The organism is Persicobacter diffluens (genome assembly GCF_036244895.1).
GTDB lineage: Bacteria > Bacteroidota > Bacteroidia > Cytophagales > Cyclobacteriaceae > Persicobacter > Persicobacter diffluens.
In genome coordinates, this window is the sequence record NZ_BQKE01000002.1 from 443,875 (window position 1) to 457,807 (window position 13,933).

Genomic DNA, 13,933 nt, shown 5'->3' on the forward strand with positions numbered 1-13,933 from the left:
AAATTCGTAATTCTTATTCCGTATTAACCATCAAACCACCCGGAACATTCGCATCATTAAAATAATACTCTCCCATGGTGTTTGTTATAGTTGATGCTATTAATACATCGTTCAGATACAGCTCCACACTTATCCCCTCCAATCCAGTCTCACCTGCATCTTGCTCACCATTTTTATTAATATCAAACCAAACTCTGTTACCAATTTCTATTGGAGCGGGATTACTCATTAAAGTAATTTCACCAAGGCCTGATGCTTTACCAAAAGTTTCCTGACCAAACAAAGGGGTTTGATAAATGGTGGCACGTTTACCACTAGTCCCATCTGCATTAAATTCCAAAAAACCACCAGAGTAAATGACAACAGGGTCTAATGCAACGGACATGACCTTATCTAAGCAGTAAAGGTTGGCACCACTACCCATAACCGTTTCTGGGTGAATGGTTGAATAATTATCTCCCGTATAATATTCAATTGGAGGAACATTAACGGTATTCAACCATTGGGGTGTATAAGTAGATCCATTAAAATCTGCTCTGACTAAATCACCACCAGCCAAAGTCTCATAAATGGTCGTGGATGTTTCAGTAGGATCAGGTCCATAATTCCACCCCCCCATTTGATGACCGAACCTATCGGTGAAAAAAACCAACATATCACCATCAGCAGTAAAATCAATATCAGTAAGCATAGGTTGTGTATGGCATAAAGCAGTATTAATCGTTGCAAAGGTTGAAATTAGACCTGGACTTGATATTCCGGGAACAGGATTTATCAAAAACTCATCCAACCAAGGTTGCCAAATACCACATGGAAAACCGTTAGGATTTAAATCAGCCCGATAATAAGCAAGATCAAAATTGAGCACTTCCACCAATCCATTACCATTCAGATCCATTTCATAAACAAGTCCTAAAAGCTCACCAGAACCAGCTTCCCCAGAACATACGCCTCCGAAATACATCTTTTCATTTAAAATCTTTAAAGCAAAAGGCCGCCATTCACTTGCATTGGAGCAGGGAGCAGGAAAATCAATAAAAGAATCAATAGACATTGTAGTGATATCAATTTTCACAATTTGTTTGGTGAATAAATTCACTGAAAACAAAAATTTCCCATCCGAACTAACTTCAAGTCCACCTTAACTCATTTTCCCAATTTTCCCAAAAGCCTCGTAATCATAGTTAGGATCAGAAGGGATCGTACTCAAATTCCTGTTAGTTGAAATACTACCAACATTTGTTAATCCATCAAGATCAATAAATAAAGTGGGGGCGGAAGCAGAACCCGAAGAATAATCAATTACATAAATTGCTCCAGGACCATCAGCAAAGCCACTATGCCTTTTCAAGAAAGCTGAGACATATAGCTTTTTATTCACATTATCATATGCAGTACCCCATGTTGAACCAATTTCCCCAATGGTAGCATCATGTAACAAACCAGGAATTGGTGGCCCAGAAGATACAGGGATACCATCGTAATCAATAGAAACTAAGGCATCCCAGGTTTGGCCTGTACCAGAAGAACTACCATTAACGTGGCAAGGAACAACAAAGCTTGGATTAGGTTCACAATACAAATCTGGACAAGCCAGCCCAAGATTGGCAAATCCCCCACCGTTAACGAATTGTACGGTAGTTCCGGATTGGCTCCCATTGAAACTGGGTTTTGATATGATTCAAAACCAGAAAAAATCACCCTATATTGCACCAATGGGTCATTAGTTGAGGCAGAAGAAAAGGCTCCATTTGAGTCAGAAACCAAAGTTTCTATTAAACCATTTGAATCAAAAATCTCGACAGTAACCCCTTCAATACCCGGCTCATTTATTGCTACTTCTTGTAGCCCATTCATATTAAAATCTTTATAAACAACCCCGGAAATGCCTTGAGAATAAAGCCAGTGAGGTATAAAAACACCAATTAAAATTAACAATGTAATCCTCCTGAACAAATTCAGGAAATTTGAAGATTTTTGCTGATCTAATAATTGTTTTTTCATTGTGATTATTTTTGGTTTTAGTTTTAGTTGGCTAATAAATATTTAAACAAAGTGTAATGACACTTCCAAAAACATACTTTCGTAAAGAGCACTACTAACTTATATTTATTCTATATTTTAATGTACCATTTTCAGGGACTAGTATTTGAACAAGAAATTCAACCTACAGTTTGAAGCAGTTTAACAAGGCAATGTATGAATTGTATAGAATTAGTGGGGTGAAGTGAAATGTAAGAAATGTTCAATTTGTTGAGCCTAAAAAATCCTCAATTTATAAGAATTTGCATTTTTCTTACACGACAAAATAGATTTCTTAAGGATCAACGCAGCACATCATTGAAAATAAAAGTTTAAAAAAAATATCAATGCAACAGTAGTTTATCATTTGAATTCCGCTTCATCGCATCCACTACTGGCTACTTGTGAAGGCGGACATATTTTGATATTTCTTAATTTCATGATGAAAATAAAAGAAGATTTTGTTCCAAATGAGTTATATAAAAAATATATTGCTGATGAACGCAATAAAGAATATTATCCACATCTCCTATATTAGACTAATTGAAATGAATAAATCTAAATACCTAATTTTAACGGTGCTGGTACTTTCAGTTGTTTGTATTAGTGGCTGCGTAAAATCAACAGGGCCTACCTATAAAAAGGGCAAGCAAAAAATGGTCTGGAGGGATTTTGAAGATACCAAGCGATTGAATAACCTAAAAAGTAATACCAGTAAGAAAAAAAATACCAAAGGGAAAAAAGTCCATAAAAAAAGGTGAAGCCAATGCTTCACCTTTTCTATTCCAATATAATTTTCGTTTACCAAAAACGTTTCGGGCAAAGGACATCTTTCATCACCTGAATGTCCATTCCTATCATCACCTCGTGACTACCATGTGTAAAGGCAGTGATTTCGGATAAAATATAATCGTAGGTATAGGAAACAAATAAACTGTTAGGTAACTGGAGCCCAATCAAGCCCGAAATCGCATCGCCGTGTCGGTAACCAACTCCCATCATCAGGAGGTCTTTATACTCCCATTTCACGTTCACATCCACATGTAGGCCGGCTGGGCGCATATGTTTCAATACTACCGTACCCAGTAAATTCCAGTCGCGATCTAATTTCCACCGATATCCTGCCATGGCAAAAAAGTGCATATACAATTGATCTAACCGTAGCACCTCTCCACTTCGTATTACGGCATTTCCGCCAGCCATTTGATGAACGCTGGCGCCTGCAAAAAACCGATTGCTGTAAAGGTAAGCGCCTACATTGATATCCGGCTTGAACGAGTTCTTGGCCGCGGCTATCACGACATCTCCCTCCTCGCCCGGATTAAGTTTATCCCGATCAATTCCATATTGCTTAAAACCTAAACCCATCCCCAAAGAAAGGTATAAACCCTTTTTAATCACCTGATGGTAGGAATAATTGGCCAAAACCCCCGTTTGTGACAGAGGACCCGTAACATCCGAAATGATTTGTCCGCCGACTCCATGGTGATTAGGTACATATTTAATATAGGTAGGGTCCACCTTCCCCAATGGGGCATGGCCCGTTAGGAAAAAGGTTTTGGGAGCATCCGGAAAGTTGCCCCATTGGGAACGATATCCCGTCCGCATTTCCAAAAATGTTGTTGACCCTGCAATAGCAGGGTTCAACAAAAACGGATTGACATTGTACTGACTGTATTGTGGGTTCTGTTGACTAAAAGCCGCAACAGGCACCAAAAATAACAATCCGAGGGTCTTTAAAACACACTTTAACATGGCACTTATCTTAAAATGGTTACTGACCCTTTGACTTTGGGAAATCCGTCATTGAGGTCAAGGACATAATAATAGGTAGCTTGAGGTAATGGCTGCCCTCTGTGGGTACCATCCCAGCTGAAATCATTCGCTCCGGAGGTATGCAACAACTTACCCCATCGGTTATAGATATGAATCACCGGGTTATCGTACTCATCGAGGTTCCCAATTTTCAAGAAATCATTTTTTCCATCCCCATTCGGCGTAATTACATTCGGTACATCTACCGGTGGTCTGACCTTAACATGAACCATGGCTGAATCCAAACAACCTTCCACCGTGAGCCCACTAGCCCAAAAGTCTGTGGAAACTACAGGAAAAGCAGAGGTACGGGATTCATTAGGCTCTTTCACCCATCTCCCTGGATTCCAACTGACATCTGTGGCCCCAAAAACTGCAATTTGACCGGAATGCCCTTCTCTAATGACGATATCATCAGACGTAGTGAAAGGGGTAATACTTAGAATTTCAATTAAAATTGGAGGGGTAATATCCTCACAATAATCATCAAAAATTCTAGCTCTATAATAGGTGTCCTGCCCGGGCCAAACCGTAATGGAATTTCTATCATTCAATTCATCCGGCAGCTGATCCCATCGATTACCATTGTAGGAATATTCCCAACGAATATTGGGATACTGGTCAATGGTGATGGTGGTAGAAGTTCCGGGACAAATCGGGCTCAATCCTACAGGAGGTCCATTGTGTGCGAAATCACTAATATTGATGCGCTTTTCCGGAGATTTCACTGGTGATTGGGCATTACAAATAAAATCAGGGGTTAACCAAACCATCAACATATCGCCATCAATGAGACTATCGTTTTGGTAAGTGGCTTGCTCATGCTCAAACTTGCCATTCAAAAACCAGCTTAAATGATAGTTTTCTCCAGGATTATCTAAAATCGGTTCCACAAAAACATCCTCTGGAAAGCAATACATTTCCTCCAATTCAAAATCCACTCCGGAATATTGTAGGGACATCACCTCAATTTGACGGGAGATTTCACCTTCTCCACATTCCAAATCAACCATGGTGAGCACCACATTTTTTGGTCCTGCCTCATTCCAAAACACCAAATAACTGAATCGATCAGGTTGGCTTAATACCGATCCCCCAGCCCAGTCAATATGGAAATCATTTGCTGGCACATCCGACAAATCCGGGAAGGTTACTAAAACCGGTGCCCCTAAACAAGCGGTTTGATCCGCAATTTCAAATTGGTCGAAATCAATAATTCTAATGGTTTTTCGGAATGGATCACTGATACATCCCCCATTATCGGTTACCAATTCTACCCATTTGTTTCCTTCTGTTTCCCACTGTAGGGTGATGGTGTTGGCCACCTGATCCACTAAAATAGCGGACTCATCAAATTCCCAATTTAATTCCACCTGAGGACCTTCATAAGTAAAGGTAACCGGAGTGTTTAAACAAGCATAGTTGGAGGCGCGGATCACTGGTGCCACAAATGGGATCACTTCCTGCTCTACCTGCAATCTTGTATCGCTTGTACAGGTGTTATTCATTAGCTCGACAGCCACCCATTGGTCGGCTCCGGCTACCGGCCACCTCACTGCTACTGAATCAAGGTTATTTGGACCAACAATCTCTCCTGAGCCATCCACTGTCCATTCTATGGTAGCTTGTGGTTCTAACCAACCCGTAAATTTGAAATAAACAATTTCTCCTTCACAAATAGCCTCCTGATCAGTTAATTCAAATTCCAACCCTGACCCTATCGTAATGGTTCGGCTAGAAGTGGAAATACATCCCAGGTTATTGACCTCCAGTCTGATCTCGAATTGTCCTTCCTCCGGGAAATCCAAAAGAAAATCCGTAAGGCTTCCTGCTGTAGGTACAAATGGGATATCATCTCTAAACCATTGAAGTGTCCAATCGGGATCTAATGGTTCTAAATATTGAACCCTAATCTGTTCCCCTTCACAGGCAAAATCACGATCGAGCTGGAAGTTGGCATTTGCAGGCTCATTGATATTCACCTGGGCGGTTAATGGTGCAATCGGGCAAGGCACATCCAGTATATTAATGACAATATCTTTTTGCCCCTCCGTTGACCACTTCACCAAATAATGGCCGATATCCACATGCTCCACAATCTGCCCCTGCTCCCCAAAATCAGGTAAAATACGGTGGTCATCTGGCAATTCACCGATAATCTGAATTTCAATGACCTCCTCAATACAGGCACTCATAGGATTAACCTCCAGACTCAAGGTTCCCGGATCAATCACAAATAAACTATCATTGACAACGGTTTCACAATTACCAATAGAAGAAGCTGCGGTAAAATATTGCCAGCCGGCGGACTGCCAAACGACACGCTTCAAGCCATTTTCGCTGGAAACTTCCTGTCCATTCCCCCAATCCCATGAGATCGTAGATGGATCTACATCTGTTTGATATTGAATCAAATATTCTTCTCCGATACAAATAATTCCTTCATGATCCACCGTCAGGGCAGGAGCATCTAAAATTTGAATACTCAGGTCTACTATTTCCTGACAACCATTCGCAATGATGGTCGCCTGAATATCCATTTGATTTTCTCCGATGGCCTCAAACTCATACTGGTAATTACCCAAATCCGTATAGGGTTGATTGAAATCCACCTGCGGCTTAAGTCCCGCATTGTCCAGGTAGGTTACAATAAAGGTAGAATATCGACAAGCCTGCGCCGGAATATCAAAATCACGAGAAGGATAAGGATTAACGTATACTGTTTTTAAAATGGTTTCATCATCACAAGTAACGCCTTCCACGGTTAACTCAATGGTTTTTTCGCCAGGCGTATCCCAGGAATAGACAAAGCGCTCCGGATCTGAAGGGCTGAATAAAGCACCATCAATCTTCCAGACCAAGGTTGCCCCTTCTTCCACTACTCCGGAATAGATGACTTCCAATTCTTCATTAATACATAACTGATCACCTTGTGTAAAATCAAAGTCGGGAAGCCCATTGACCCTAACCGTACCAGTGGCTACTTCAGAAATACAACCTTCATCAATAGCATATACACTGATATTTTTCTGTCCCCCGCTGGTCCAATAAATAAGATAGTTTTGATCATCTTCCTGTACAAGGGTACCTCCATCTAATTCCCAGAATAATTGGGCCGATTCAGAGGCCTCCAATTGGAGTGCTAGTCTTGCAAGACTATTCACACAAACAGCAGGATCCAATACATCCAGGTCAATCAAAGGGGTAGGATTCACTAATATTTCTTTGGCTTCCTCCGCCCCGGGACAAAGCACTCCATTAATGGTTAAGCTAATGGTTTTATTCCCGGTAGTCGGCCAATAAATATAGAAGGTCTCATTATCCTCTGTCTCGACAATGCCGTCATCAAAATCCCAAATGACGGTTGCTCCCGGCTCAAAAGAACCGGTAAAGCGGACAATAGTCTGCTCTCCATCACAAATGAAATCACCATCGGTGTCCAGCTCAAAAGATGCGATGTTCCCTACCGGAATTTCCTGTTCTTCCACTTCAGAAGTACAGCCATTTTCACTCACCTGCAGACGGATGGTTTTCGTTCCGCCATCGGTAATATCCCAGGTCAAGCCATATTCAAAAGGAGCATCTATCACTCTAACCTGCGCTCCGTCAAAATCCCAATCAAAAGCGGCATTTTCGGTAGCACTACCGGTATAACGGACAATCACTTCCTCTCCTGCACATATTCCCCCAGGAAGATCGAAAGTAGCGACAGGCGTTGGATTAATATTGACCGTGGCAAATACGGTATTTTGACACCTCACATTATTGACTTCAAGCTGAAGACTTTTTTGCCCGGTGGTCAACCATAGCGCTTTAAACTGGCCATTTCCAAGGTCTTCCCATAAATCTGCTCCCCCAATATCCAGCCATTGGTATTCAAAAGCAGGGTCATAAGGTTGGAGCGACACAATCACTTCCTGATCCGTACAGGCATCTGATGGGCTCATAATCTGAATATTCGGATAAGGCAATACTTCTATTTCAAAGAATTGTTCATCCGCACATTGTCCCGCTACCTCAACGGAAAGGTTCATCAATTGGCGGCCAGTTGCATTGAAACGTAATTCCAATTCATGACCATTAGGGCTCTGGCTGATAATTTCCGCACCTGCCAGCTGCCAATTGTATACGACATTATTCCAGTCAAAATCAGCATTCCCCAAATAAGTAACCGTAAATGGCTCTCCCAAACAAACCTGCTGTGGATAATCCAAGGCAATTTCCGGCTGCAGGTTGATATAATAGGGATAGCTATCCTCTGCAATACAGCCATTCCAGTTGGTATTGATGGTCACATAATGTAAGCCAAAGCGATCATTAACCGCGGTGATGGAAGTATTTTGATTATCCAGAATTTGTCCTTCAGACAAGGACCAGGTGAATAAGGTGGATGCTATATCCGTATTTCCGGTAAAGCTTATTTGGAAAGGCTCGTCCTCACAAAGTGGCTCCCCTATAAGTACATCATTCTCCGGATGCGGCTGCACCTCAAAAGTCAAAAAGGTTTGTTCCACACACTGATTGGAAGAAGCCAAAAAGGACATGGTTTTAGTGCCTTCGCTATCCCAAATAAACTCATAGGATTTATCTCCAATCGGCGTTTCCGAAGGGGCAATATCCCAGGTCCAGGAGATCGAGTCGGCCTCCGCAGTTCCGGTATATTCAAAATAAAAGGGCTGTCCTACACAGGCTACCGGATCATAATCGAACTCCAGGCTTGGATAAGGATAAACGGTAACGGAAGTCATTTCTTCTACCTGACAACCATTTTCAATTATGGTTAAGGTAATAGGATAAATACCTGCAGCCACCTGCTCTACTTTAAAGGATTGCGGGCCATAATCTCCGGGACTGACTACCAGTGCTCCAAAATCCCAGGTGAATTCCGCATCAAAAGGATTTGCCGTACCGCGATAAACAATATCGAAATCCCCATTCTCACAGACCTGATTAGGGGTGTCAATTTCTATTGTTGGATATGGGAAAATAATAATGTCTTTGGCTAAAGTTGCCTCACAACCTAAATCGGTATAAGCTCTCAAACTGATGGTCGCATCGTGACGCTCGGTAATATCCCAAGCCAGTATATAGGTGCGACTTGCGGCATCATGACTCACCACTTCTGCTCCATCAAAATCCCACTCAAGATGTACATCCATTCCGGCAGGTTGATAGGTCAACACTACTTCATCGCCCGCACAACTTTGCGTTTGCACTTCAAAATCTGCTACAGGCTGTTCATCCACTTCTATTTGCAAGACCTCATCACGAATACAGCCCCCAGTTTCAATGCGAACATTTACTTCATATGGAACGCCATCCGGACTTAAATCCAACCATTCAATTTCCACCTCGAAAGGGTTAATCACTGTCAGGATACCAACAGCGGGATCCAGCTGCCAATCAACGGTAGGATTCAGCCCATTTTCATCCACATAGGTAATATGCGTCATGGTCCCAAAACAAGTTACCGGCTGATATTCAAAGCGATATTGGGGCTGTTCTCCCACCTGCAAGGCCACCGCATCTTCATCCGATTGACAGTTTAGCCCCTGAATACTTACTTTGACTTCTTTTGGTCCAGCGGTATGCCAAACGACCCAATAGTTATCCGTCCCCGGAATGGCTTCTTCAATTCCCCCATCGAAATCCCATACCAGCGTAGCTCCTGTTTCATAATAACCTGTAAATTCTACAAATACACGTTCTCCTACACAGGCACCAGGATCTCCGGTGACTTTAATTTCTGCAAAGTTAGTTACTTTAATCGTGTCCTCTAATACACTGAAACAACCGCCCTGATCAACGGTGAGGCTAATCGGGTAAAAACCAGGATCTGCCCAGCGAACAGACCATTCACCTGTAGCCGGATCAAAAGCCACTTCTTCTCCCCCACCCCAATCGGCTGTGAAAGTCACCTCGGTTAAATCCCCATCTCCACTGTATTTGAAAATATTGATTTCATTCCTACAGACTTCCTCCGGATAGGTCCATTCTGCGGTAGGCACTTTGTTTACCTCTACTTCTCGCACAACAGAAGCATCAGGACAAACATTTCCGCGTACTGTTACAATCACCTGCTTAGTGCCCGGAGTATCCCATAATACATTATAATTCCATTCATCAATTTCTTCTACTTGCGCCTCTGAGCCAAAATCCCATTCCAGAGAGGCTCCCGGTTCCATTACACCGGAGAAAGAGAAATGAGCTACTTCTCCCGCACAAACGGCCTGATCATTATTGATTTCAAAATCAGAAATATTATTCACGCCAATTTCTTTCTCAAACCAATCAGAGGTACAGTTGGAAGAAATTGCCGTCGCTCTAAAACGTACGAGCTTAGCGCCAGGTGTGGCCCATGCAATGACCCAATTCCCATTACCATCGTCAGAAATAATATTGGCACCATCCAGCTCATATTCAAAATTCAAATCATTAATCGGCCAACTTCCATTATAACGAATGGATAATGGCTCATTAGAACACACATGGTCCTCCATATCAAAATCAATGACCGGTGTAGGATTGATGGTGATATCCTGCTGACTAATCTGCTCACAAAATAGCACTCCTCCATTTTCCTGCAACACCTTTAGTTGTAGGGTAACCGTTCCGGCTGCATTGGCCAAAAGGTCAATGGAAGAGGCGGATGCGTCAGAAGTAATGGTCGCATCTCCGGCCAATACTTCCCATTCAAATGTCAGGGAGGAAGTGGCTGTATGATTATAAGTAGCAGTAAAAGTAGAAAACTCACAAACTTCTGCGGGTGCTGTAAAATCAGCTAAGGGTAGATCGAATATTTCAATATTCAGCACACTGTCCTTTGGACAGCCAAACTCCTGAACAGATACCGGAATTTGTTTTACTCCGGATGTAAGCCAGCTCACTTCAAATCGACCATTTCCGAGATCATTAACTTGATCGGCACCGGAAGCAGCGAAATCATAATTCAAAATGGTTCCCGGACGATTCAAATCGGCAGATCCAATATATTCAAATAAAACCGAGCCTTCCACACAAGCCCCTGAAGGAAAATCCGTCAGCGCGGTTGGCGTAGGATGTACGACAATGGTCTTGGTCAATAAGCTGGTACAGCCTCCCATCTCTACAGACATGGTAACGTCAAACACCCCGGATGTAGCCCATAGGACTTCAAAATTCCCATTACCCAGATCAATAATTTGATCCGCATTTTGCGCCTGAAGTGAGATATTAATATTTGCTAAATCCTCAGTTCCGGTATATCTAAAAATAGTAGAAATGCCGCTACAAATAGGTTCATCAAATTCAAAGTCAATATCCGGTTTTGGTAAGACCGTTACCGGGAAGATATCCGTATTTTCACAGCCATCCATCACTACCGATAAATTCACCTGATAATCCCCTGCTTGTGCCCAAACTACTCGACGTTCGGTTGGGCTACCGCCCCCTAACACAATTGCTCCAGGGAATTGCCATTGAAAACTGCTAAATGCGGGATCCGCATTTCCGGTATATACTACCGTGACGGTATCTCCTTCACATATCGGATCGGGTAATGCAATACTAATTTCAGGTTCCGGTAATACCGTAACCATAAAAGAAGAATCATTGGTACAACCGAACTCTTCCATACTGACCTGCACCAAATAATCTCCCGGCGTGTCCCAGGTAAAGTGCCATTCATGCGCCGGATTATTTTCCATAATGGGATTGCCCGCAGCATTCCAAACGATATTGGTGTTTTGAATATTATTAATTCCCTCATAAACGAAAGTGGCCGCTGTCTCAATACAAGTTGATGTCGGACCTGAGAATCGAATATCCGGAATAGGGTGAATATCAACTAATAAAGTATCAATTACGGTACAAGCGAAGGAGTTACCAGCAGTAATTATGATTTCCAACTGACCGGTACTGGTATATTCTACTTTATAATTTCCGTTTGATTGATCTGTAACCGGTACATTCCAACTTAAATTAAAATCATGTCCGGAAGTATTAATGATCTGTACGATCAAATCTTCCCCAAAGCAAATTTCTGATGGAGCCTGAACGTCAAAGGTCGGGCTGGGATGTACAACAAAAAACTCCTCCAATACTTGAGTACATGGAGCTACACTCAAATCCACCTGAACGCGAAAGCTGCCGGGTTGAGAAAAAACATGGTCAAAGGAATGTCCGATGACCGTAGTCCCTGCATCCGGTCCATCTAAGATACGCCATTCTACTGCCGTATAATCCTGACCCAAATAGTTCCCTATAGAAGATTCCCCAAAGCAAGCCTCGAATATTTCGATGGTTGTTTCCGGGCTTTCATTAATCAGTACCTGGTCGTTTAAGCTAATAGAACAATTCGCGCTATTCCCAATTTCAATCTGAATGGGCAAAATACCTAAATGTGTTCCGTAATGCACTTGCCAGGAACCATTCCCTAAATCGGAAACATTCAGACCGTTCCAATTAATATTAAAGTCCGTGCTACCCGTGAGATTATTAAGCTGAATGATTAAATCTTCCCCGCTACAAATTTCCGCCGGAACGATCAACTCAAAGTCCGGCACCTCATGCACCACAAAAGTTAAATCCCCCTCGACCGGGCATTCTCCTAACATTAATTCCACATGTACCGTGTGTGTGCCAGGAGTTTGGAAGGCATAAATAAATTCGCGGCCTATTATTTCGGTCCCACTTCCATCTTGTGGATACCATTTCACTACCGTATTGGCTTCGCCTAAATAGTTCGCCCAGGAATTTTCTTGTCCAAAACAAACACCCTGATCCTGTTCGAAATCCCAGCTAGGAAGGCCCACAATGGTTACGGTAGTATCCAAAGCCGAAGTACAACCCAAAAAGTCCGCATTTAAATTTACATTATATTGGCCCGCTGCCCCCCATTTCACAACAGGGTTAAATACATTGGAGCTTCCGGGAGCTCCCTGCTCAAAGGTCCAGTTAACGGCAACATCTGTCTGGTCACCAGTATAAGTAAAGGGAACATCCGCTCCCACACATACGGAATCCGGGAAGCTAACTTCAAACCTGGGCAATGGGGTCACCAAAACTTCTACTGAATCGGTAACGGTATAACAGGTTCTGAAACAGGGCACTTCCATCAGTGCATCTACAAAATACCAGGTATCGTCAACCGGGGAAACGACAATAGTATGCGTCGTATCCCCCGTACTCCATTCATAAACCCCTTGACCTCCGGTAGCCACCAGGGTAATTTCTTCTCCCTCGCACATATAAAAAGGACGAGGTTGTCCGTCATTAATAACCACATTATCACCATCGTTGATCCAGTCGGTCCCATCCAAATCGTCGTGCATACTGGCATCAAAAGCCTGATCATAAATACGCAGGTAATCAATCAAACCTGCCGCATTTTCATCTTTGATATCCACATGCCCCCCTGTATTGTCCTGAAACAATTTAAAGGAAGACTGCATGGCCGTAAAATCATTGAAAGCCGTCAGGTCAATTTCAAATTCCAATTGGCCCTGGTAGTACACCGATAGCGTTTGTGCCGCATCGTCCCGGGTAATGGAAATACGCATCCAGTCGGTTTCTCCCGTCACCGGATCCGAAGGAATCACACTCACCCCATAAATCACCGTATTTTCATTCCGGTTATTTTCGGTTTGAAAAACGAAACGCCCATCATCAGAAAGGTAAAGCCCTGAAGCATTGGCGGCTTTAAATCTCAATATCCTTCTCCAACCGGATTTTTGATTGGTGGAAAAAGAGGTGAACTTGAACCGCATCTCCAATGAATAAGTGTTTGGCGGCAGGCCCCGATTACTTAAATCAAGCCCCCAAGTTTCCTGAAAAACATAAGCGGAATCAACAGTGATACAAGCATTATCCAAAGCGACATAATGCCCGTAACCTTCCAAAGGATCTAAATCCTCAATCCCCTTATTCGGCTCATCATTTTGAAGATTACCATGGAAAATATAACAGGCGATAGGCCAGGGCACTTCAAAATCACCATCTCCCTGAGCCTTTCCCGAATAAGGAAGTTGGAAGACAAGCAATAGCGCAATTAGGTACAAACACTTATGCATGGGTATGTAAGGTTGTTGGGTACAAGATGAAATTTTAAAGTCTCCTA

6 protein-coding genes are annotated in these 13,933 nt (G+C 42.6%); 1 reads left to right on the forward strand and 5 read right to left on the reverse strand.

The window, feature by feature from the left end:
* Positions 1-13: 13 nt before the first annotated feature.
* Genes AAA970_RS16450 through AAA970_RS16460 form a run of 3 tightly spaced genes read right to left on the reverse strand, consistent with a single transcriptional unit; the run spans position 14 to position 2,004 of the window.
* Positions 14-1,099: an SdrD B-like domain-containing protein gene (locus AAA970_RS16450; RefSeq protein WP_338237981.1), complete on the reverse strand. Its 1,086-nt coding sequence runs from the start codon at positions 1,097-1,099 to the stop codon at positions 14-16.
* 42 nt (positions 1,100-1,141) lie between these two features.
* Positions 1,142-1,441: a hypothetical protein gene (locus AAA970_RS16455; RefSeq protein WP_338237982.1), complete on the reverse strand. Its 300-nt coding sequence runs from the start codon at positions 1,439-1,441 to the stop codon at positions 1,142-1,144.
* A 53-nt stretch (positions 1,442-1,494) separates the two neighbouring features.
* Complete coding sequence (locus AAA970_RS16460; RefSeq protein WP_338237983.1) at positions 1,495-2,004, reverse strand: SdrD B-like domain-containing protein; 510 nt, start codon at positions 2,002-2,004, stop codon at positions 1,495-1,497.
* Between the two features lie 515 nt (positions 2,005-2,519).
* On the opposite strand from AAA970_RS16460, the gene AAA970_RS16465 reads away from it, so the two are divergent.
* The gene (locus tag AAA970_RS16465) at positions 2,520-2,783 is read left to right on the forward strand and encodes a hypothetical protein (RefSeq protein ID WP_338237984.1); all 264 of its coding nucleotides are present in this window, start codon (positions 2,520-2,522) and stop codon (positions 2,781-2,783) included.
* Between the two features lie 40 nt (positions 2,784-2,823).
* Here AAA970_RS16465 and AAA970_RS16470 read toward each other — a convergent pair whose 3' ends face one another.
* Together AAA970_RS16470 and AAA970_RS16475 are read right to left on the reverse strand one after the other, a co-directional pair.
* A complete protein-coding gene (locus AAA970_RS16470; RefSeq protein WP_338237985.1) occupies positions 2,824-3,777 on the reverse strand; it encodes a PorP/SprF family type IX secretion system membrane protein in 954 nt (317 codons plus the stop codon).
* Positions 3,778-3,782: 5 nt separating this feature from the next.
* Positions 3,783-13,886, reverse strand: a complete 10,104-nt coding sequence (locus tag AAA970_RS16475; RefSeq protein WP_338237986.1) for a T9SS type B sorting domain-containing protein — start codon at positions 13,884-13,886, stop codon at positions 3,783-3,785.
* Positions 13,887-13,933 lie beyond the last annotated feature (47 nt).